Source organism: Embleya sp. NPDC005971, from assembly GCF_040629175.1.
Taxonomy (GTDB): domain Bacteria; phylum Actinomycetota; class Actinomycetes; order Streptomycetales; family Streptomycetaceae; genus Embleya.
This window is the reverse complement of the sequence record NZ_JBEXUX010000006.1, coordinates 18,560-39,952: the sequence shown is the minus strand read 5'-3', so window position 1 is coordinate 39,952 and position 21,393 is coordinate 18,560. Positions and strand designations below refer to the sequence as shown.

Below are 21,393 nucleotides of genomic sequence, written 5' to 3'. Positions count from 1 at the left end.
GCATCGAAGGGGCAGCCGTCATCCGTGGCGATCAAGGAACGATTGGCGCGGATCCCGATCATCGGCCCCACCTGGCGGGCGTATTCACGCTACGGCGACCGACAGGGCAATCGGCTTGCCGCAGCGGTGACCTACTACGGCTTCCTGTCGCTGTTCCCGCTGATCACCCTCGCCGCGGCGGTGGTGGCCGCGGCGCTGGACGCGTCCCAGGTCCGACGCATGCAGAACAAGATCTCCGAGCAGATCCCCGGCATCGCGGACAAGCTCGACCTGGACGCGCTGGTGCGCAACGCCGGCGCGGTCGGGGTGATCGGCGGCGCGCTGCTGCTCGTGTCCGGGACCGGATGGGTCGACGCGACCCGCTCCTCCATCCGAGCGTTGTGGGACGTGGACGAGGAACCCGGCAACGTGTTCGTGCGCAAGTTCGCCGACGTGGGCGTGTTGATCGGCCTGGGGCTGGCGCTCGCGCTGTCGGTGGGCGCGTCCACGTTCGCGACCGTCGTGATCCGGGAGATCTCCGACTCGATCGGACTCGAACACCAGCCGGTCGGCCGGATCCTGCTCCAGATCGCCGCGTTCGCGGTCGCGGTCGGCGCGAGCGTGGTGTTGTTCCTCTACCTGCTGGTCGGGATGCCCCGGCTGACCATGCACCGGTCGGTCGCGATCCAGGGCGCGCTGATCGGCGCGGTCGGCTTCGAGTTGTTGAAGCTGCTGGTGTCCTCGTACATCGCGGGGGTCGCGGGGAAGAGCGCGTACGGCGCCTTCGGGGTGCCGGTCGCACTGCTCCTGTGGATCTACTTCGTGACCCGCCTGCTGCTGTTCTGCGCGGCCTGGACGGCCAACGCCCAGGAGGCCGCGGACATCGCGGAGAACGCCGAAGCCGCGGCGGAAAAGGCGGCGGCGGAACCCGTGTTGGACCTGTCCCGCTACACCGCGAAGACCGCCCACCCGGCCCGCACCTACGGCCTGGCGATCGCCGGCACCGCCGCCCTGGGCATCCTCCTGGAGCGCTTCACCCGAAACCCCCGGTAAACCCGGCCCACTTCGGCCGACCGGCGTCCACAGCCGATGCGACCCGGCCGGCGTTCGAGGCCACCTCGACCCGGGCAACCGCTAAGGCTGCATGTCCTCGAACCGAACCCCGGTATTCCCCTCGCGCCGCCGAAGGGCGAACAACACACCGCCGCCCAACACGAGCGCCGCCGGCACCCCCAGCCCCGCCCACAGCCCCCAGTTGAAGCCCTTGTCCTTCGAGGAAGACGCCGCGTGAGCGGTTTTCGCGTCGCCCGACCCGGCCTGGGCCGACTTCGAACTCTTGTCCTTCTTATCGCCGCCCGGCACCGCGAGCGGCTCGACCAACGCACCGACCGGCTTCGCCTGGGCCAGCGCGGCGAAGCCCCAGTCGAGCAACTTCCCGGTGTCCTCGTAGGTCTTGCCCTTGCCCTCGACGTGCATCAGGCTCACCAGCAGCGTGTGGCCGCCGCGTTGCGCACCGCCGACGAAGGTGTTGCCGGCGTTGGTGGTGTAGCCGTTCTTGACGCCGATCATCCCCGGATACTGGCCGAGCATCGTATTGGTGTTCTGGATCTGGAACTTGGCCCCCGCCACACCCGGGAAGTCGGCGACCTTCGTGCTCGCGTAGGACCGGAAGTCGTTGTTCTTGAGTCCCTCACGGGCGAACAGTGCGAGGTCGTACGCGCTGGAGACCTGACCCGGCGCGTCGTAGCCGTCCGGCGAGACCACATTCGTGTCGCCCGCCTGGAGCTGCTTGGCCCGCTCGTTCATCTGCTGCACCGTCGCGGGCACGCCGCCGTTCATCGCGCACAGCACATGCACCGCGTCGTTGCCCGAGCGCAGGAACACACCCCGCCACAGGTCCTCGACCTTGTAGGTCTCGTTCTCCTTTATCCCGACCAGGCTGCTGCCCTCGCCCAGGTTCTGCAGATCGGCGGGCGCCACCAGACGGGTGGTGTTGCGGTCGATCTTCGGCAGCACCGTGTCGGCGAACAACATCTTGAGCGTGCTGGCCGGCGGCAGTTTCCAGTGCGGGTTCTTCGCCGCCAGGATCTTGCCGGTGTCCGCGTCCGCGACCACCCAGGACCAGCCCTCGACGGCGGGCAACGGCGGTGTGCCGGGCGGCAGGTCGCTCTGTACACCGGCCTGGGCCAGGCGCGGTCCGCCGATGTCGGACATCGGCGTCGGTGGTTGGGGCTCCGGCGTGGAACCTGCGGCCAGTGCGGCCGGAGCAGGAACGAACGCGAAAACGAGCGCGGCAGCACAGAACACGGCCGGCTTGCGAGAAGCCCGGAACCAATCAGACATGTGATGAGCGTACTGGCGGCCCCCGGCTGCGGTTGGTCGACCGCGCCGCCGCATACTGAACCGGGACAAATTTGCTGGGGTTTCGACCGAGGAACAGGTGCTTCACGTTGAGGATCGGCCGAGGTATTTCCACCTGTCTGGTGTTGTTCGGCGTCTGGAGCTGGATCCTGTGGCCGAACTTCCTCAAGAACATCTGGGCCGACGACCGGTCCTGGAACGACGGCGCGACCACGTTCTTCCTGATCCATCTGGCCCTGACGATCGTCTCGTTCGTGGCGGGCAACGCGATCGGCTGGCTCGGCGTCAAGGGCCTGCGCGCGACGCGGACCCCGCAGTCGTGACCGACGACCCCGCCCGGTGCCCGGCGCACGCGGTGCCGGCCGGACCCGAGTTGTTCTCGCGCGAGTTCGTCGCCGACCCGTACCCGGCCTACGCACACTTGCGCGAGCACCGGCCCGTGCACTGGACGACGCTGCCCAGCGGAGTCGAGGCGTGGCTGGTCACCCGGTACGCGGACGCCAAGCAGGCACTCGCCGACCAGCGGCTGAGCAAGGACCCACGCTGGTCCGAGGCGGCGTGGAAGCAGGGCAAGGTCGGCATCCCCGGCGAACGTTCGGGCGTGGGCGCGCACCTGCTCAACCTCGACCCGCCGGACCACACCCGATTGCGCCGGCTGGTCGCGAAGGCTTTCACGCCCCGACGGATCGAGGAGTTCCGGCCCCGTATCCAGGAATTGACCGACTCCCTCCTCGACGACTTCGCACGCAACGGCGAGGCCGACCTGATCCACGACTTCGCATTTCCGCTGCCGATCCACACGATCTGCGATCTGCTCGGGGTGCCCGAGGAGGACCAGGCGGACTTCCGGACCTGGGCCGGGATGATGGTGCGGCACGGGGGCGGCCCGCGTGGCGGCGTCGCCCGGTCGGTCAAGAAGATCCGGGGCTACCTGGCCGAGTTGATCCATCGCAAGCGGGCTGCGCCGAGCACCGACCTGATCTCCGATCTGATCCGGGCGAGCGACCATGACGACCACTTGACCGAAGCGGAAGTCGCCGCCATGTGCTTCGTGCTTCTGTTCGCGGGTTTCGAAACCACGATCAACCTCATCGGCAATGGAATGCACGCACTCTTCTCGAACCCGGAGAAGCTTCGCGAAATCCGATCGCATCCGACCTCCCTCCCGTCCGCGATCGAGGAACTGCTGCGCTACGACGGACCCGTGGAGCTGGCGACGTGGCGCTACGCCACCCGCTCGCTGACCATCGGCGATCAGGAAATCGCGGCGGGCGAGCCGGTACTCGTCGTGCTCGCGGCGGCCGACCGGGACCCGCGCCGGTTCGCCGAGCCCGATCTGCTGGATCCGGCCCGCGCGGACAACCAGCACCTCGCGTTCGGACACGGCATCCACTACTGCATCGGCGCACCGCTGGCCCGGTTGGAGGGCCAGATCGCGATCGGCACACTGCTGAGTCGGCTGCCGGACGTACGGCTCGCCCAGCCCGAGGACGAACTGCGGTGGCGCGGTGGGCTGATCATGCGGGGCCTGCAGCGGCTGCCGGTGACCTTCACCCCGGAGGCGGGCCCCGCGGACACGGGATCGCCGGCGAACTGAGCCGATCCACCGGCCGGGATCCGAGCGGCCGGGTCGGTGTCCGAAGCCGGGCACGCGGACACGGCGGCGGGCCGGTGGATCGTCATCCACCGGCCCGCCGCCGTGTGCACCCCCGCCGACTTTCTCCCCGGGTCGCCCCCCGACCCCCTCGTTTCATCGCCCCCTGCGCGCGTTCCCCGCCCCGTGCTTCCCCGCCCCGCTTTACCCCGGTGCTCGTCCCGTTCCCCCACTTTTCCCGGCCCCTCCCCCGAGTCCCCCCACAATTCCCCCCGGGCCGGCCACCCCCGCGCCCCCACGTGTCATTCCTCGGTCGCCGCCTTCCGACCGCTCCGGCGTTACTTCCCCAAGACGCCTTCGCGGATCGTGAGCGGGGCCGTTCCCCCCACCTCCGAGAGGCCGGGGCTAGTCGTGTCCGGTCAGTGCGACGAGTTCGGCAAAAGTGGGTCGGCCGGTCCGGTCACTCGCGGCGCGTCGCTCCCGACGCGGGCCGCCGACCGGCCGATTGATGCATGTCATGCCTTGCTCCTGTTCCCCGAGGCGAACCCTTGCGGTTGCGCTCCCAACAGGGACTTGTCTACAGGCAGCCGTTCCCGACACACAACGGGTGCTTGACACATTTGATCACCAAGAGTGAATCATGGCCATGAAATGGTCAAAGAGGTTTGTTTCAGGCGTGGTTGTCGAACGGCGCGACAAGCGAACGCAAAAGCCCGGCGAGCGCCGCCTGCTGATCGACCGTCAGACCGGCCAGGATGGCCCGCTCCTGGCCGAGCAGCTCGGCCATCGCCGCGTCGACCCGGTCGCGACCGTCCTCGGTCAGCCGGACCAGCACACCGCGCCGGTCGTCCGGGTCCGGCAGCCGCAACACCAGACCCTTGGCGGCGAGGCGGTCGATGCGATTGGTCATCGTCCCGGAGGTCACCAGGGTCTGGGTGAGCAGTTGGCCGGGCGAGAGCTGGTACGGCGCGCCGTCCCGGCGCAGCGCGGAGAGCACGTCGAACTCCCACGGTTCGAGGTGGCGCGCGGAGAACGCGGTACGCCGGGCCCGGTCCAGATGCCTCGCCAGTCGGGTGACCCGGCTCAGTACTTCGAGGGGTTCGACGTCGAGGTCCGGGCGCTCCCGCTTCCATGCCGCGACAAGCCGGTCGACCTCGTCTTTCATGGGATCATTCTAGCGAGTCGTTCGATGCCGAGCCTCTTGATATCGAGATAAGACTGAGCAATATCCGACACTTTCCTTCGGATGCGACCGACTTCGGGCGCCCGGGAAAGCCGTGGACCCGATCGAGCCGGCGCCGGCAGGGTGAAGCGCATGAACCCCAGCCACCCGGACCGTACCCGACGCGTCGCGAACGCCGCCCGTGCCCTGCATGGACTCGCCCTCGGCGACGCCTTCGGCGAACAGTGGTTCGCCTACCGAGGCGCCGAACTCACCGAGCGGCAGACCCGCCGGATCGCACCGGAAGCCGGGTTCTGGCACTGGACCGACGACACCGCGATGGCGCTGTCCGTACTGCGCATCCTGCACCTGTGCGACGACGTGGACCAGGACGCGCTGGCCACCCACTTCGCCGCGTCCTACACGGCCGACCCGCATCGCGGCTACGGCCCGTCGATGCATGGCGTGCTGCGCGCGATCCACGAGGGCGAGTCGTGGCGCGAGGTGACGCGCCGCCAATTCGGGGGCCAGGGTTCGTGGGGCAACGGCGCCGCGATGCGGGTCGCGCCGCTGGGCGCCTGGCACGCGGACCGGGACCTCACCCACGTCGTGACCGAGGCCGAGCGCTCCGCCGCGACCACGCACGCCCACCCGGAGGCGATCGCGGGCGCGGTCGCGGTGGCCGTCGCGGCGGCCCTGGCGACCCGGGGGCGGGACGAACCGGCCCCGGATCCGGTCGAGTTCCTGACCGAGGTGGCCGGGCACACCCCGGAAAGCGACGTGGCCGCCGGCCTGCGCACCGCCTCCCGGCTGCCCCCCGGCAGCTCGGTCCGGCACGCGGTGAGCGTGCTGGGCAACGGATCGCGGATCAGCGCCCCCGACACGGTCCCGTTCGCCCTGTGGACCGCGGCCCACCACCCGGACAGCCTCCACGACGCGCTGTGGGAAACCGCCCGCGGTCTGGGCGACGTCGACACCACCTGCGCGATCACGGCCGGCGTGGTGGCCGCCCGCACCGACCCGACCGACATCCCCGCCTCCTGGCTCGCCGCCCGCGAACCCCTTCCGAACTGGGTCCACACGGGCGGCCTCGCACCGGGCCGACCGACGTGACGGCGGGTCCGCCGACCCCGTCGGCGGACCGGGTCCGGGCGTCGGGTGCCGACCCGTCCGGGCGCGGGTGGCGATGCCGACCCGGTCGAGGGTGTCGATCGTGGCGAGGGGTCGGATGATCCGGTCGAATCAGGCAGCACGAGCAAACCCGCCCGTAACCCCGCGCCCGCGGGCCACGATGGGGGCGTGCGACTGGACGGCCTGGACAAACAAATCGTGGCTCACCTCGTCCTCGACGCCCGGGCGAGCTTCGCCGGGATCGGGGCCGAGATCGGCTTGTCCGCCCCCGCGGTCAAGCGCCGGGTGGACCGGCTGCGGGCGGCGGGGGTGATCCGGGGCTTCCACGCGCGGGTGGATCCGCACGCACTGGGCTGGACCACCGAGGCACTCGTGCGGATCACCTGCGCGCCGCGCACCTCTCCCGGCCGACTGCTCGCCTGCCTGCGCGGGCATCCCGAGGTGATCGGCGCGGACAGCGTGGCCGGCGACACGGACGCGGTGCTGCGGACAACCGCGACCGACGTACGGCACCTGGAGGAAGTGTTGGACCGGCTCCGGGACGAACCCCTGGTGCTCGGCACCCGCACCACCATCGTGCCGAGCAGGCTCCTGGAACACGCCGGGGGCGGGCCGTTCGGCCCGCCCCCGGTCGGCACCGACTGATCGGCACCGGGCGCCGATCGACGGCGCCCGGCTCGGGATCAGATCAGGCCCAGCTCGCGCACCGCGTCGCGCTCCTCGGCCAGCTCCCGCACCGACGCGTCGATCCGGCCGCGGGAGAACTCGTTGACGTCCAGGCCCTGGACGATCTCCCACGTGCCGTCCTTGCAGACGACCGGGAAGGACGAGATGAGGCCCTCGGGCACACCGTAGGAGCCGTCCGAGACGACACCCATCGAGGTCCAGTCGCCGTCGGCGGTGCCGTTGACCCAGGTGTGCACGTGGTCGATCGCCGCGTTGGCCGCGGACGCCGCCGAGGACGCGCCGCGCGCCTCGATGATCGCCGCGCCGCGCTTGGCGACGGTCGGGATGAAGGTGTCCGCGAGCCAGGTCTGGTCGTCGACCACCTCGGCGGCGTTCTTGCCGGCGATCTGCGCGTGGAAGATGTCCGGGTACTGGGTGGCCGAGTGGTTGCCCCAGATGGTCAGCTTGGCGATCTCGGTGACCGCGACGCCGGTCTTCTTCGCGAGCTGGGTCAGCGCGCGGTTGTGGTCCAGGCGGGTCATCGCGGTGAAGCGCTCGGCCGGTACGTCCGGCGCGTGCTGCTGCGCGATCAGCGCGTTGGTGTTGGCCGGGTTGCCGACCACGAGCACCTTGATGTCGTCCGCGGCGCCGGCGTTGATCGCCTCGCCCTGCGGCTTGAAGATGCCACCGTTGGCGGCCAGCAGGTCGCCTCGCTCCATGCCCTTGGTACGCGGACGGGCGCCGACCAGCAGGGCCACGTTCGCACCCGCGAAGCCGTCGGTCGGGTTGTCGAAGATGTCGATCCCGTCGAGCAGCGGGAACGCGCAGTCGTCGAGCTCCATCGCGGTGCCCTCGGCGGCCTTGACCGCCTGCGGAATCTCCAGAAGGCGCAGGCGCACGGGGGTGTCGGGGCCGAGCAGGTGACCGGAGGCGATGCGGAACAGCAGCGCGTAGCCGATCTGACCGGCCGCGCCCGTGACGGTGACGTTGACGGGGGTACGGGACATTGCGCGCGGGTCTCCTCTGCTGCGGCGGGATCCGACGCCGATGGCAGTGTGCCGGTAGCTCGGCATCGAGATACTTTTCGCCGCCACATTACTCCCGCCCCCGGGGCCGCTCGGCCAACCACCGGTGTGAGGTTCGCCCCGAACCGGTTTCCGTCCGCCGGGTTTTCGTTTCGGCGGAACCGACCGGTAGGTTCGTCACTTGTCGAAGTCGATTGACCCCGGAGGGTGACTACATGTTCGCGTCGGTCCCGACCGAGTCGACCCACCGGCCCACCCTCGACCCGCTGGGCGCGTCGGTGTCGGCCGATGCCGCCGCGCCCCAGGCGATCGACGTGATCGCCCTCGGCTGGGTGGACAACGCCGGCATCACCCGGGTCAAGACGATCCCGTACGGGCGCCTGGACGCGGCCGCCACGCACGGCGTGGGCTTCTCCCCCGTGTTCGACGTGTTCCTGGCCGACGACTCGATCACCGCCGGCACGCTGGTCGGCGGGCCGACCGGCGATCTGCGGCTGATCCCCGACCTGGCGGCGCTGCGTCCGCTGGCCGCGCAACCGGGCTGGGCCTGGGCGCCCGGCGACCGCTACACCCAGGACGGCGTGGCGTACGCGGGCTGCCAGCGCACCTTCGCCCGGCGGATGACCGCCCGCGCCGGGCTGCGCGGGTTGTCGCTGCGGATGGGCTTCGAGGTGGAGTGGATCACCGGCACCGAGGACCCGGCCGGCCGCTTCCTGCCCGCCTTCCACAAGGCCGCGTACGGGATGACCCGGGTGGTCCGGGTGTCCGGCCAACTGCGCGAGCTGGTCCGCGCGCTGGCCGCCCAGCACGTGAGTGTGTTGCAGGTGCACCCCGAATACGCGGCGGGCCAGTTGGAGGTGTCCGTGGCGCCGGAGGATCCGGTCGGCGCGGCGGACACCACGATCCTGGTGCGCGAGACGATCCGCGCGGTCGCCGCCCGGCACGGGCACACCGTCAGCTTCGCGCCGTGCGTGCTGCCCGGCGAGGTGGGCAACGGCGCCCACCTGCACTTCTCGCCGTGGCGGGACGGGACGAACCTGTGCCACGGCGGCGAGGGGCCCCAGGGACTGACCCACGAGGGCGAGGCGTTCCTGGCGGGCGTCCTGCGCGAGTTGCCCGCGCTGCTGGCCATCGGCGCGCCGGGCGCGGCCAGTCACCTGCGGCTGGAGCCGGACCGGTGGGCGGGCGTGTACCACTGTTGGGGTCTGGAGAACCGGGAGGCGGCGTTGCGGCTGGTCACCGGGATGACCGGCGAGCGGCAACACACGGCGAACGCGGAGCTCAAGTGCTTCGACGCGACCGCCAATCCGTACCTGGTGGTCGGCACGGTGATCGCGGCCGGGCTGGCCGGCCTCGAGGACGGCCTGCGGCTGCCGGCGGAGGTGCCGGGCGATCCGTCGGCCGTGGCCGGCGTGCCCCGGCTGCCGGATTCGCCGGCCGCCGCGCTGGCCGCCCTGGAGGCGAGCGAGGTGCTGCGCGAGGCCCTCGGCGAGACGCTGTTCGACGCGATCACCGCGGTCCGCCGGGCCGAGATCGCCCGCGCCGCCGAGATGACCCCGGCCGAGATCGCCGCCGAGGCGCGCCGGTTGTACTGAGGCCGCTGGTACGGATGTGACGCGGGCCGAGGGGAGGCGACCTCCCCTCGGCCCGCGCGCCTACGAACCGGTGCGTTTGGGCACCCACGGCAGATCGACGAGCGGTTCGGGGATGCTCAGCCCCAGAAGCAGTACCGCGGCGCCGAAGAACAGCAGCACACCCACGTCGGTGAACCGGCTGCGAACCGCCAGCACCCCCACGTCGGCTACGAACAGCCGCAGTATCGCGGCGATCAGGAAGGTGCCCGCGATCAGGACCGCGGCGATCCGGAAGCCATCGAGCGCGGCGGTCAGCAGGGCCGCGATCAGGCAGCCGAAGACCACCATCGCGGGCCACTCCCGCAGCGGCCCCGGTCCGGCCGGCGAGGCACCACCCTCGGGCAGGTAGGTGCCCGGCTCCTTCTTCCTGCCGTCCTTGCGTCGCCCCCGAGCGGTTGCCACAGGTCCCACCTCTCCTCATCCCGGCACGAGCGACACCGCGCCGGGCCCGGGCCCGGCGAGCGCGGGTCGCCGGCGGGCGCCCACGAACGCGCGGCCCGCGGCCCGACGCGGTTCGATCACAGGCTGGTGACCTGCCGCTCGGCGGCCTCGATGACGTTGGTGAGCAACATCGCGCGGGTCATCGGACCCACGCCGCCGGGCATCGGCGCCACCCAGGCGGCCTTCTCGTACGCCTCCGGGTGCACGTCGCCGACCAGACCCTGGTCGGTGCGGGTGATGCCCACGTCCAGCAGCACCGCGCCGGGCTTGACCATGTCCGCGCTGATCAGGCCGGGCACGCCGGCGGCGGCGACCACGATGTCCGCCTGGAGCACGTGGAACGGCAGTTCCTTGGTGCCTGTGTGGCACAGGGTCACCGTGGCGTTCTCGGTGCGGCGGGTGAGCAGCAGGCCGATCGGGCGGCCGACGGTGACGCCTCGGCCGATCACGCACACCTCGGCGCCGTTGATCTCGATGTCGTGCCGGCGCAGCAGTTCGACGATGCCGCGCGGGGTGCACGGCAGCGGCGCCTCCTGGCCCAGCACCAGCCGGCCCAGGTTCATCGGGTGCAGGCCGTCGGCGTCCTTGTCCGGGTCCATCAGCTCCAGGACCCGGTTGGCGTCCAGGTGCCTGGGCAGCGGGAGCTGGACGATGTAGCCGGTACAGGCCGGATCCGCGTTGAGCTCGCGGACCACGTCCTCGACCTGCTGCTGCGTCGCGTCCGCGGGCAGGTTGCGCTGGATGCTGGCGATGCCCACCTGGGCGCAGTCGCGGTGCTTGCCGCGCACGTACGAGTGGCTGCCGGGGTCGTCGCCGACGAGCACGGTGCCCAGACCCGGCGTGATGCCGCGGGCCTTCAGTGCCTCGGCCCGAACGGCCAGTTCGGCTTTGATGGCGGTGGCGGTGGCCTTGCCGTCGAGGATCTGCGCCTTCAAGTTCTGTCTCCTGGTCCGCGGTTTGGGGCCGGTCGCTGCGATTGTCCCGGCTGCGATTGTTCCGTATCCGCGACGGACGCGCGGCGGGCCCCGTACAGGAACCGGGCGGGTGGGGCCAGGATGCGCCGCTGGACGAACGCGGGCAACTGCCGGGCGGGCAGTGGTTCATTCGCCCGGGCGATGGTGCGACCCAGGCGCTTCAGGTGTTGGCGCAGCACCGGATACCCCCACAGGTCCGGCAGCTCGGGCAGCGTCGGGGGGCGTCGGTCCTCGGCGGCCGAGGCCGATTCGGCCAGGTAGGCGTCCAGCCGGTCGAGGTCGTCGGCGGGGATCGGTTCGGGTGGCTCGGCGCGGTAGGTCTCGGGGGTGGTCATCAGCCGGTAGCCGAGCCGCTGGGCGGTCACGATCGCGGGCCACAGGCGCTCGGCGTCCAGTCGACGGCCGGTGAACTCGCCCAGGGCCGCCTCGTACACGCTCCACAAATCGAGCAGTTCGCGCCGGGCCGCCCGGCGGGTGCTGCCCCACGCGGGATCGTCCACGATCTGCCCGGTGACCGTGGCCCGCAGCAACATCGCCTCGGCGCGGACGGCCCGGCCGAGTTGGCGCGGCAGTCGGGTCGCGGACGCCCGCGGCCACAACACCAGGCTCGCGGTCAGGCCGACGGCCAGACCCAGGACGGTGTCGATCACCCGGGTGGCGGCCAGATCGCCCACGTGCGCACCGGGTTGGCCGGTGGCGGCCAGGAACAGGCCGACCGGGGTCACGCACGCGGCGCCCACGGCCAGGTTGCGGGCGATCACCGTCTGCGTCGCGCCGAACAGCAGCGCGACGGCGATCACCACGAGCCACTGGTTGGGCATCAGGTCGTGGAAGAACAGCGCGATCACCGCGACGCCCACGAGGGTGCCGATCGCCCGTTGCAACACCCGGCCGAAGTCGAGCACGACATTGCCGCCCTGGAGTGCGGCGCCGGCCGCGATGGCCACCCACACCGGGTGCACCACCGGCAGCAGCACGGCGGCCAGCGTCGCCGAGCCGACCCCCAGGCCGGTGCGCAGCGCGGTCGGCGGGACCAGGGACGAGCGGTCGAACGCGGCGCGCAGGCGCTCGCCGGCGGTGGGCCGGCGGCCCGGGATGATCTCGCCCTCCTTGACCGCCGGCCGGCCGGCCGCCTCGGCGGCGGACCGCAGCACCGTGCGCAGCAGCCGTTCGGCGGCGGTCTCGGTGTCGGCGAGCACCGCGGGCATCACCGGGACCAGCCGCGGCTGCCCGACCGCGCCGGCCAGCGCGCGCACGGTGTCGGTGATCTCCGGCGGCAGCGGCCGGGTGCGCTCGACGGCGAGCAGTTGCGCGGCCTGGAACAGGTCGAGCGCGCGCCGGCACAACACCCGCAGCCGACGGGCCTCACCGGTGCGTCGATTGCGCTTGGTGTCCGCGCGCAACACGGTCACCCACGCGGTGTGCACGGCCTCGGACGCGCGGTGCCGGGCGGCGTCGCTGGGTTGGTCGCCGATCGAGGCGAAGAAGTCGGCGAGCGCCTCGAAGCAGGCCGCGAGCGCCATGTGCTCGGGGTGGCGCGGTCGCACCAGCCAGCCGGACATCGACACCAGCCACGCGCCGGCGGCGCCCACGAGCACGAGCGCGGCCCGCTGCGGGACCAGGTCGGGTTGGTGCGGCAGGAAGGCGCCCATCGCGCAGACCAGGGTGAACATGTACCCGCCCGGGCGGTCCACCTGCAACGCGCCGCACAGGAAGGTGGCGACGGTGGCGACCAGGGTGATCACCGGGACGTACAGGAGCGCGGTGCCGGCCGCGAGCGAGCCCAGCGCCAGCGACAGGGCCAGGCCCAGGCCGACCAGCGCGAGGGTGATCGCCCGGCGCGCGTACGGCTCCTTGGCCGCGTACAGGACGGTGTAGCCGCCCAGCGCGGCGAACGTGCCGTAGCCGACGCCGAGCGCCGCGGTGACGATCGCGAACGGGATGCCCACGCCGAGCGCGGCACGCACCCCGGCCGCCCAGGTGAAACGTTTGCCGCTGAGCGTGACCAGCGGCTTGATCTGGTTCTGCGGGCCCAGCTCGGCCGGGTGCACCGCCGGGAACGGGGGCAGCGTGGGCGGGTCGGCGGAGGCCGCCGAGGGCCCCGGCGGCAACGCGAGTGGTGTGCGTTGGCCCTGGGGTCCCGGAGTCGCCTGATCCTGCATCCTCCTATGCAACGCACCTTTCACCGGGAATGCCAAGTCCCGCCTGCGCCGCGACGCCCGGCCCGCTCGCCGGGTCCTGCCGCATGATCCCGATCACCAGTCCGATAAAGACCTACCGAGCGCCAACCGCCTCGGGATAGGGTGCCGCCTCCAACAGGCTCTCGGGTGGTGGGGGCGACGCCGGGCCCGTCACGGCGCTCGCGTGTCGACGAAACCCGGGGTCATCGGCGTCGTGCACCAGGTGTGTGCGCGTTCTCAGGGGAGAGTTCCGCATGTCCCAACCTCCGGGCCCGTACGGCCCGCCGCCCGGCTACGGCGCCGAGGGCCAGGGTCAGGGCTATGGCCAGCCCGCCTACGGCCAGCCGGCGTACGGCGAGCCCGGCTACGGTCCGCAGGCCGGTTACGGCCAGCCCTACGGCTACGGGCCGCCGCAGAATCTGGGCGACTACTGCGCGAGTTGGGGCCGCCGCGTGGGCGCGACCCTGCTCGACGGGCTCGTCATGATGCTGGCCGCGATCCCGTTCTACGGCGGGTTCTTCTGGTTCCTGAGCCAGAGCACCGTCACCGAGCACCTCGACGGCAGCGAGACGACCAGTTACGACGGCGGGGCCGGCCCGATCGTGGTGATGGTCGTCGGCGGCCTGGGGTTGTTGGTCTTCGGGCTCTGGCAGCTCTACCGCCAGGGCAAGACCGGCCAGACCATCGGCAAGGGCGCCGTGGGCATCAAGGTGCTGCGCGAGCGCGACGGCATGCCCACCGGCTTCGGCATGGCCTTCGTCCGCCAGATAGCGCACTTCCTGGACTCGATCGCCTGCTACGTCGGCTGGTTGTGGCCGCTGTGGGACTCGAAGAAGCAGACGTTCGCGGACAAGGTCTGCTCGACGGTCGTGGTCAAGGTCTGAGCACCACCGCACCGAGCGCGCGAGGCGCGACCCCGTCGGGGTCGCGCCTCGCGTGTGTTTCGGGTCCGGGCCGTCGGCCCGGTGCGGCTCGGTGGAAGGTGCGGACTCAGTGGAAGAAGTGCCGGGTTCCGGTGAAGTACATGGTGATCCCGGCCGCCCGCGCCGCCTCGATCACCTGTTCGTCGCGGACCGAACCGCCGGGCTGGACCACCGCGCGCACGCCGCCCGCGATCAGCACCTCCAGGCCGTCGGCGAACGGGAAGAACGCGTCGGACGCGGCCACCGAGCCGGCCGCCCGCTCGCCGGCGCGCTGCACGGCCAGCTTGGCCGAGTCGACCCGGTTGACCTGCCCCATGCCCACGCCCACGGTGGCGCCGCCGGACGCGAGCAGGATCGCGTTGGACTTGACCGCGCGCACCGAGCGCCAGGCGAACACCAGGTCGCGCAGCGTCTCGGCGTCGACGGGCTCGCCGGTGGCCAACGTCCAGGCCGCCGAGTCGTCGCCGGGCGCCTGGTAGCGGTCCGCGTTCTGCAGCAGCAGCCCGCCGTCGATCTGGCGGAACTCGGCGGGCGTGCGCGGCGCCTCGGGAGCGCGCAGCACCCGGATGTTCTTCTTGCGGGCGAGCACCTCGACCGCGCCGTCCTCGTAGTCGGGCGCGACGATCACCTCGGTGAAGATCTCCGCGACCTGCTCGGCCATCGCCACGCTCACCGGGCGGTTGACCGCGATCACGCCGCCGTAGGCGGAGACCGGGTCGCTCGCGTGCGCCCTGCGGTGCGCCTCGGCGACATCGGCGCCGATCGCGATCCCGCACGGGTTGGCGTGCTTGATGATCGCCACGCACGGCTGCTCGTGGTCGTACGCGGCGCGCCGGGCCGCGTCGGTGTCCATGTAGTTGTTGTAGGACATCTCCTTGCCGTGGAACTGCTCGGCGCCCGCGAGGCCGCCGGTGCCGTCCACGTACAGGGCCGCGGCCTGGTGCGGGTTCTCGCCGTAGCGGAGCACGTTCTCCCGGCGGCGGACCGAGCCGAGGAAGGCCGGGAAGCTCTCCTGGTCGGCCGGCGCGTAGCCGTTCGAGAACCAGGAGGCGACCGCGACGTCGTAGGCGGCGGTGTGCCCGAAGGCCTCGCCCGCGAGCCGCTTGCGCTGCGCGAGGTCGAAGCCGCCGACCTCGATCGCGGCGAGCACGTCGGCGTAGCGGTCCGGGCTGGTCACCACCGCGACGGACGGGTGGTTCTTGGCCGCGGCGCGGACCATCGACGGGCCGCCGATGTCGATCTGCTCGACACACTCGTCGTCGGACGCGCCCGACTCGACGGTGGCGGAGAACGGATACAGGTTGACCACGACCAGGTCGAACGGCCGTACGTCCAGCTCTTCGAGCTGCGCGCGGTGCGACTCCAGGCGCAGGTCGGCCAGGATGCCGGCGTGCACGCGCGGGTGCAGGGTCTTGACCCGGCCGTCCAGGCACTCCGGGAATCCGGTCAGTTCCTCGACCTTGGTCACCGGAACACCGGCGGCGGCGATCCGCCCGGCGGTGGAGCCGGTGGAGACCAGCTCGACGCCGGCCGCGTGCAGGCCCTGGGCCAGCTCCTCCAGGCCGGTCTTGTCGTACACGCTGATCAACGCGCGACGGATCGGGCGGCGTGCCTCGTCCTCGGTGGCGGTGGGGGTGGGGGCGGCGGAAGTCATGCGGGGATCCGGACCTTTCTTCCTTCGATGCGGTAGCCCTCGCGGGCCAGCCGGCCCACGACCTCGACGAGCAGGGTGCGCTCGACAGTCTTGATGCGCTCGTGCAACGCCTCGCCGCCGTCGGCGTGATCGCCGTCCTCGACCGTGACGACGCCCTGAGCGATGATCGGCCCGGTGTCCACGCCGGCGTCCACCAGGTGGACCGTGCAACCGGTCACCTTGGCGCCGTACGCGAGCGCGTCCCGGACGCCGTGCGCGCCGGGGAACGAGGGCAGCAGTGCGGGGTGGGTGTTGACGGTGCGTCCCTCGAACCGGGCCAGGAAACGCGGGCCCAGGATCTTCATGAAGCCGGCCGAGACCACCAGGTCGGGCTCGTACGCGGCGACCGCGTCGGCGAGCGCGGCGTCCCAGCTTGCCCGGTCCGGGTGGTCGCCGACCCGCTCCACGAAGGTGGGGACATCGGCCTGCTCGGCCCGGGTCAGCCCGGCGATCCGCTCACGATCGGCGCCCACGGCCACCACCCGCGCGCCGTACGCGGGATCCGCGCACGCGTCGAGCAGGGCTTGGAGGTTGGTACCGGAGCCGGAGACCAGCACGACGAGCCGGGCCGGCCCAGGGGTACGCGGGGCGTGAACGGCCACTGCTTTTCGGCTCTTTCCGGAAGGGAAGGGCGGGAGGGGCACCGAATGCATTCGGGCTCTCGCCGGGATCTCGCACGGGTCCGGCGGGCGTTCCCCGACAGGAGGCGGGAACACGGAGCGGCGCCCGTACGTCGGCAACGATAGCGTCAGGGGGTAGGCAGTACCGAACCGGCGGGGTGGGATGCCGGCGACGGGGCCGGCGGCAGGCCCTTGGGGCCACACGGCGCCGCCGCCCGACTACGGTGCACCCCGCACACGTACGATCCTGGGAAGGGAATCCCGCGATCCGGCACGACGAGGGCAGGCAGAGGATGAGTACCGGCAACGAGACCGACGAGCGGGATCCCTACGCCCCGCCGCCGGAGGGTACGCCCGATCGCCCGCCGGCCGCCCCGTGGAACGTGCCCGGCAACGGGCGAGGGGACGGCGGCGACGGGGGCGATCGGCACGGCCGCGAGGACCGGCCGCAGCGGGCACCGCGCGAGCCGCGGGAACAGCCCGACCCGAAGGACATCCGGGTCCGCAATGGCCGACTGGCGCTGTGGTCGGGGGTGTGGGCGGTGTTCTTCGCGCTGTTCCTGCCGTCCGACCTGGGTCTGGTGCTGGGCGTGGTGCTGGGTGTGGTCGCCCTGGTGCTCGGCATCCGCACGGTGCGCGGGTCGACGCCGGCCACGGCCGGGCCGCGGATCGAGGAGGGTCCGGGCGGCACCGCCCGGCACCCGGGGCACGCCCCGGGTGGGCCGGCCCACCGGCCGCGGGTGCGCCGACCGGCGGGCGCCCGCTCCGGCGCCGCGCTCGCGGGCCTGGTCACCGGCGCCATCGCGGTGGTCTACGTGCTGGGCGTGTGGACGTTCGAGGCGGCCAACAAGGACTACTACGACTGCATGGACAGCGCGCTCACCAAGACCGGCGAGCAGCGCTGCCTGGACAAGCTGCCCGAGCGCTACCACTTCCTCGTGGACGGCACGATCTAGGTCGGTCCGGTCGTCCCCAAGGCCGTCTCCGCTTCGGCGGAGGCGGCCTTCGCGTTGTCCCGGCCGCGCCACCAGGTGGTGATCAGCGCGGTCGGGGCGGCGATCAGCGCGATCTCGACGGTCAGCGCGGCGGCGGTGCGCCACACGTTCGGGCCCAGTTCGGCGAGATTGGCCAGGCCCGCGGTGCCCGAGGCCAGGCGGGTCGAGGCGAGGGTGAGCAGGCCGACGCCCAGACCCGCGCCGGCCGCGTGCGAGGTGACCGCGAGCCAGGCCCGGGGCGGCTCGGCCCGGGCCGCGAACAGGCCCGCCGCGATGCCCGCGAGCAACGGGAGCACGGCGGGCGCCCACGCGGTCGAGGGCACCGTGGCGGGCCCGGGCAGCGCGGCGAACAGGGGCAGGGTGGGCAACGGGCCGAACGTGCTGCCGGTCGGCGCGAGCGTGGTGGCCGCGCCGAGCGCGAACCCGGTGCCGGCCGCGTAGGACACCGCCCACACGATCGCGTTGGGCACCAGCACCGCGCACAACACGGCCAGCGCCGCGAAGCCGACCGCGTCGTGCGTGGTCAGCGCCAGCGCCACGCGGACCTGGCCGGCGTGCGCGAACAGACACGCGAGCACCAGGAGCGCCCCGCCCGCCGCGAGCACCGCCGCCGAGGCCAGACCGGCCCGCACGGCCGGCATCCGCACCAGCGCGGGTCCGAACGCGCCCAGCACCCCCGCGGCCAGGACACCGAGTGCGGCCGTCGCGACGGTGCCGGACACCGGCCGCACGCTCGCGGTGCCGACGCCGGCGGCCACCGTGTACATCAGCCCGGTGTAGACCAGTACCTGCGACCCGAGCACGATCGCGGTCCCGGCGAGGCCGTCCGCGAGCCGGCGGCCGAGCCGGCACAGCAGCCAGATCAACGGCACGGTCAGGCCGAGCGGGGCCAGCCGCAGCGGTACGACGGTCACGATCGGTTCCACCGAGCCGGTCGCGGTGTGGCTGATCTCGACGAACTCGAAGCCGACGTGGTGCACCGCGAGCCAGATGCCGCCGATCACCCGCAGCAGCGCCTGCGGGTGATCGAAGCCGCCCGAGGTGGCCCCGCACATGGCCACGATCAGTACGAGCATCGCCACCGTGCCGAGCCCCGCGCCGACCGCGAGCAGCGCGGACGCCACGCCTCGGGCGAGGGCCTGCGCGATCCGGGCGGTGTCGGGACGGCGACGGGCGAAGCCGGCCAAGGCGGCCCGACCCGGCAGCGCGGCCAGGACGGCGAGCGGCGGACGACCGGGCGGCGGCGGTCCCCACGGCCGCCCTGCGCCCGGAGCGGGTCGACCCGCGGTCTCGACCGGGTTCGACGCCGGGAGCGCGACGGGCGGACGATCGGGCCTGGGCGGAACGACGATCGGCGGTGCGTCGGGGCAAGGCGGCGCGGCCGGCGACTCGACGGACTCGGCCTCGGGGCTCTCGCACTCGAGGGACTCGGCCTGGGAAGTCTCGGGCTCGACCGACTCGGGCTCGGGCACATAGGGCTCGACGGACTCGGGCTCAGGGGTCTTGGGCTCAGGGGTCTCGGACTCGGGGCTGTCGGACTCGGGGCTGTCGGGCTCGGGGATGTCGGGCTCAGGGGTCTCGGGCTGTGGAGTCCCGGGCGCGGGGGTCCGGCCCAGGGCCTCGCCGAGGGACCCGGGCGGCAGAGCCGGAAAACGCTCGACTCCCGCCCACGGAGTGGACCCGACCACCGTCCAGGGCGCCGACGGGCCGTGCTCGGTTTCCGGCGTTTCGGTCACGATTCCCATGCTGCCCACGTGGCTACGATCCGAGCCGCATATGACCACCAGACGTGACAGAACACCCCATTTGATCGATTGAACACATTTAATATGCATTATCGATCGACCCTCGGGTACCTCACGCCCCCATGGGCCTCGATGACGAGCGGATCGACCCGCGCGAACCCACCCCGGGCTTCGACGCCCTGTACGCGGCGATCGCCCCCGACATCGCGCGCTACGCGTATGTGTTGACCGCGAGCCCGGCCCGGGCCGCACACGTGACCCGGCACGCGTTCGCGCTGGTCTGGCGGGACCTGCCGGAGGTCGGCGACACCCCCGCCGACGCCGCCTATGTACGCACCCTTGCGGGTGATCTCGCGCTGGGTCGCCGGTTCCTGCTGCGGCGCGCCCTCTGGCGGCTGGTGCCGCATCCGGATCACACCGACCGGGTCGTCCCGCACGCCGAGGACGACGCGCGTCGCGACCAGGACATCGCGCTCCTGCGCGCGCTCCAGCGGGTGCCGAGCCATCGTCGGCGGGTGTTCGTGATGCGCCACCTGTTCGGGATGTCGCCGGAGCAGGTCGCGGTCGAGACCGAGGCGACCACCGACGCCACCCGGGTCCGGCTCCTGCACGCGCACGAGGACCTCGCCGAGCTGGTGCCCGCGTTGACCGGCCCGTCGCCGAACTGCCCCGAGGCGCACGACTTCCTGACCACGCTCACCCGCGACCTCGCGGCCCGCCACGAACCGCGCGTGCCCGGTCCGCACGCCTCCCGGGTGGGCAGCCGGGCCCGGACCGCGGTACTGATCACGGTGGTCGCGGCGGCGATCCTCGCGCTGCTGATCGCCGCGCTGCCGCGGCTGCTCGTTCCGGGCACCTCGCGCGACTCGCGGGGCGGCGACCGGATCCGACCGATCACCGGGTCCGAGGCGGCCCGCAGGGTGCCGCCGGTACCCGCCGACCTCGAGACCCCGCCGGCACCGGCCGCGGCCCCGCCCGCTCCGGAGACCGTCGCCGCAAAGCCGCCCTCGACCACCCCCGAGGCCGCCCCCGAGACCGCCGAGCCGACCCCGGCGGCCGGGCAACCACCCGCGCCGAAGCCCACCGCCGCGCACCCCGAGCCGATCACGCCGCTGGTACGGCCGGTGGCGCCCGCCGCCGACCGGCGGTGGGGTCCCTCCTCGCCGCCTCGGGGCACGCTCGCGCACGGTCCGGCCGCGCTGCTGGCCCCGGAGACCGGCTTCACCCTGGACACGAGCTGCGTGGACAACGGGCTGCCCCGCACGTCGTAGCGCCGACGAGCCGGTGCGCCCACACCGGAAAACCACGACGCCCCGCGGGCCGCCTGGACGGCGGCTCGCGGGGCGTCGTGGGTCACGGGTGACCGGGAGGTCAGCCCGCCATGATCTCGCGCATCAGCCGCGCGGTCTCGGACGGCGTCTTGCCGACCTTGACCCCGACGGCCTCGAGCGCGTCCTGCTTGGCCTGCGCGGTGCCCGAGGAGCCCGAGACGATGGCGCCGGCGTGGCCCATGGTCTTGCCCTCGGGGGCGGTGAAGCCCGCGACGTAGCCGACGACCGGCTTGGTGATGTGCTCGGCGATGTAGGCCGCGGCACGCTCCTCGGCGTCGCCGCCGATCTCGCCGATCATCACGATCGCGTCGGTGTCCGGGTCGTCCTGGAACGCCTGGAGGCAGTCGATGTGCGTGGTGCCGATGATCGGGTCGCCACCGATGCCGACGGCGGTCGAGAAGCCGATGTCGGCCAGCTCGTACATCATCTGGTAGGTCAGCGTGCCCGACTTGGACACCAGACCGATCCGGCCCGGCTTGGTGATGCTGGCCGGGATGATGCCCGCGTTGGACTGACCCGGGGTGATCAGGCCGGGACAGTTCGGCCCGATGATCCGGGTCTTGTTGCCCTTGGCGCCGGCGAGCGCCCAGAACTGCGCGGTGTCGTGCACCGGCACGCCCTCGGTGATCACCACGGCGAGGCCGATCTCGGCCTCGATGGCCTCGACCACGGCGTCCTTGGTGAACTTCGGCGGCACGAAGACCACGGTGACGTCCGCGCCGGTGGCCGCCATGGCCTCGGCCACGGTGCCGAATACCGGTACCTCGGTGCCGTCCACGTCGACCGTGGTGCCGGCCTTGCGCGGGTTCACGCCACCGACGATGTTCGTCCCGGAGGCGAGCATCCGGTGGGTGTGCTTCATCCCCTCGGAGCCGGTCATGCCCTGGACGATGACCTTGCTGTCCTTGGTCAGGAAGATAGCCATGTTGGGTCGGTCTC

The 21,393-nt window shown here is 72.4% G+C and carries 19 protein-coding genes; 9 read left to right on the top strand and 10 right to left on the bottom strand.

All coding sequences use genetic code 11. The annotated features are described in order from the left end of the window. The first annotated feature begins 24 nt into the window (after nt 1–24). Complete coding sequence (locus ABZ374_RS08025) at nt 25–1,032, top strand: YihY/virulence factor BrkB family protein (RefSeq protein WP_360307902.1); 1,008 nt, start codon at nt 25–27, stop codon at nt 1,030–1,032. Between the two features lie 81 nt (nt 1,033–1,113). Here ABZ374_RS08025 and ABZ374_RS08020 read toward each other — a convergent pair whose 3' ends face one another. Then, nucleotides 1,114–2,322 carry a serine hydrolase gene (locus tag ABZ374_RS08020; protein WP_360307899.1) on the bottom strand — a complete coding sequence of 403 codons (1,209 nt, stop codon included), beginning with the start codon at nt 2,320–2,322 and terminating at the stop codon, nt 1,114–1,116. 107 nt (nt 2,323–2,429) lie between these two features. Here ABZ374_RS08020 and ABZ374_RS08015 point away from each other — a divergent pair, with 107 nt between their 5' ends. Together ABZ374_RS08015 and ABZ374_RS08010 are read left to right on the top strand one after the other, a co-directional pair. Beyond that, the gene (locus ABZ374_RS08015; protein WP_360307896.1) at nt 2,430–2,663 is read left to right on the top strand and encodes a hypothetical protein; all 234 of its coding nucleotides are present in this window, start codon (nt 2,430–2,432) and stop codon (nt 2,661–2,663) included. Then, nucleotides 2,660–3,937, top strand: coding sequence for a cytochrome P450 (locus ABZ374_RS08010; RefSeq protein ID WP_360307893.1), 1,278 nt, complete (start codon nt 2,660–2,662; stop codon nt 3,935–3,937). Before ABZ374_RS08015 ends, ABZ374_RS08010 begins: the two co-directional genes overlap by 4 nt. A 667-nt stretch (nt 3,938–4,604) precedes the next feature. Here the strand turns inward: ABZ374_RS08010 and ABZ374_RS08005 are convergent. Continuing rightward, nucleotides 4,605–5,099, bottom strand: a complete 495-nt coding sequence (locus ABZ374_RS08005) for a MarR family transcriptional regulator (protein ID WP_360307890.1) — start codon at nt 5,097–5,099, stop codon at nt 4,605–4,607. 150 nt (nt 5,100–5,249) lie between these two features. Here ABZ374_RS08005 and ABZ374_RS08000 point away from each other — a divergent pair, with 150 nt between their 5' ends. Further along, nucleotides 5,250–6,209: an ADP-ribosylglycohydrolase family protein gene (locus ABZ374_RS08000; RefSeq protein ID WP_360307887.1), complete on the top strand. Its 960-nt coding sequence runs from the start codon at nt 5,250–5,252 to the stop codon at nt 6,207–6,209. A 186-nt stretch (nt 6,210–6,395) separates the two neighbouring features. After that, nucleotides 6,396–6,872 (top strand): Lrp/AsnC family transcriptional regulator, encoded by a 477-nt coding sequence (locus ABZ374_RS07995; RefSeq protein ID WP_360307884.1) that lies wholly within the window; start codon nt 6,396–6,398, stop codon nt 6,870–6,872. Between the two features lie 38 nt (nt 6,873–6,910). Here the strand turns inward: ABZ374_RS07995 and ABZ374_RS07990 are convergent, their stop codons facing one another. Beyond that, nucleotides 6,911–7,900: a malate dehydrogenase gene (locus ABZ374_RS07990; protein WP_360307881.1), complete on the bottom strand. Its 990-nt coding sequence runs from the start codon at nt 7,898–7,900 to the stop codon at nt 6,911–6,913. A gap of 233 nt (nt 7,901–8,133) precedes the next feature. On the opposite strand from ABZ374_RS07990, the gene ABZ374_RS07985 reads away from it, so the two are divergent. Beyond that, complete coding sequence (locus ABZ374_RS07985) at nt 8,134–9,513, top strand: glutamine synthetase family protein (protein WP_360307878.1); 1,380 nt, start codon at nt 8,134–8,136, stop codon at nt 9,511–9,513. Nucleotides 9,514–9,573: 60 nt separating this feature from the next. Here the strand turns inward: ABZ374_RS07985 and ABZ374_RS07980 are convergent, their stop codons facing one another. The 3 genes from ABZ374_RS07980 to ABZ374_RS07970 all read right to left on the bottom strand — a co-directional run bounded on the left by ABZ374_RS07980 (nt 9,574) and on the right by ABZ374_RS07970 (nt 13,129). Next, the gene (locus ABZ374_RS07980; RefSeq protein WP_360307875.1) at nt 9,574–9,954 is read right to left on the bottom strand and encodes a DUF3017 domain-containing protein; all 381 of its coding nucleotides are present in this window, start codon (nt 9,952–9,954) and stop codon (nt 9,574–9,576) included. A 116-nt stretch (nt 9,955–10,070) separates the two neighbouring features. Beyond that, nucleotides 10,071–10,928, bottom strand: coding sequence for a bifunctional methylenetetrahydrofolate dehydrogenase/methenyltetrahydrofolate cyclohydrolase (locus ABZ374_RS07975; RefSeq protein WP_360307872.1), 858 nt, complete (start codon nt 10,926–10,928; stop codon nt 10,071–10,073). After that, complete coding sequence (locus ABZ374_RS07970; RefSeq protein ID WP_360307869.1) at nt 10,925–13,129, bottom strand: FUSC family protein; 2,205 nt, start codon at nt 13,127–13,129, stop codon at nt 10,925–10,927. The genes ABZ374_RS07975 and ABZ374_RS07970 overlap by 4 nt, the downstream gene beginning before the upstream one ends. A 272-nt stretch (nt 13,130–13,401) precedes the next feature. On the opposite strand from ABZ374_RS07970, the gene ABZ374_RS07965 reads away from it, so the two are divergent. Next, nucleotides 13,402–14,031, top strand: a complete 630-nt coding sequence (locus ABZ374_RS07965; protein ID WP_360307866.1) for an RDD family protein — start codon at nt 13,402–13,404, stop codon at nt 14,029–14,031. Nucleotides 14,032–14,137: 106 nt separating this feature from the next. Here the strand turns inward: ABZ374_RS07965 and purH are convergent, their stop codons facing one another. Together purH and purN are read right to left on the bottom strand one after the other, a co-directional pair. Beyond that, nucleotides 14,138–15,724 (bottom strand): bifunctional phosphoribosylaminoimidazolecarboxamide formyltransferase/IMP cyclohydrolase, encoded by a 1,587-nt coding sequence (gene purH / locus ABZ374_RS07960; RefSeq protein ID WP_360307863.1) that lies wholly within the window; start codon nt 15,722–15,724, stop codon nt 14,138–14,140. Continuing rightward, nucleotides 15,721–16,365, bottom strand: coding sequence for a phosphoribosylglycinamide formyltransferase (gene purN / locus ABZ374_RS07955; protein WP_360307860.1), 645 nt, complete (start codon nt 16,363–16,365; stop codon nt 15,721–15,723). Before purN ends, purH begins: the two co-directional genes overlap by 4 nt. Before the next feature lie 311 nt (nt 16,366–16,676). On the opposite strand from purN, the gene ABZ374_RS07950 reads away from it, so the two are divergent. Further along, nucleotides 16,677–17,339 (top strand): hypothetical protein, encoded by a 663-nt coding sequence (locus tag ABZ374_RS07950; protein ID WP_360307857.1) that lies wholly within the window; start codon nt 16,677–16,679, stop codon nt 17,337–17,339. Here the strand turns inward: ABZ374_RS07950 and ABZ374_RS07945 are convergent. Next, complete coding sequence (locus ABZ374_RS07945; protein WP_360307854.1) at nt 17,336–19,114, bottom strand: DUF6350 family protein; 1,779 nt, start codon at nt 19,112–19,114, stop codon at nt 17,336–17,338. The two genes, ABZ374_RS07950 and ABZ374_RS07945, sit on opposite strands and share 4 nt — an antisense overlap. A gap of 131 nt (nt 19,115–19,245) precedes the next feature. On the opposite strand from ABZ374_RS07945, the gene ABZ374_RS07940 reads away from it, so the two are divergent. Continuing rightward, nucleotides 19,246–20,394: a sigma factor-like helix-turn-helix DNA-binding protein gene (locus tag ABZ374_RS07940; RefSeq protein WP_360307851.1), complete on the top strand. Its 1,149-nt coding sequence runs from the start codon at nt 19,246–19,248 to the stop codon at nt 20,392–20,394. Between the two features lie 100 nt (nt 20,395–20,494). Here ABZ374_RS07940 and sucD read toward each other — a convergent pair whose 3' ends face one another. Further along, nucleotides 20,495–21,379: a succinate--CoA ligase subunit alpha gene (sucD, locus tag ABZ374_RS07935; RefSeq protein ID WP_360307848.1), complete on the bottom strand. Its 885-nt coding sequence runs from the start codon at nt 21,377–21,379 to the stop codon at nt 20,495–20,497. Nucleotides 21,380–21,393 lie beyond the last annotated feature (14 nt).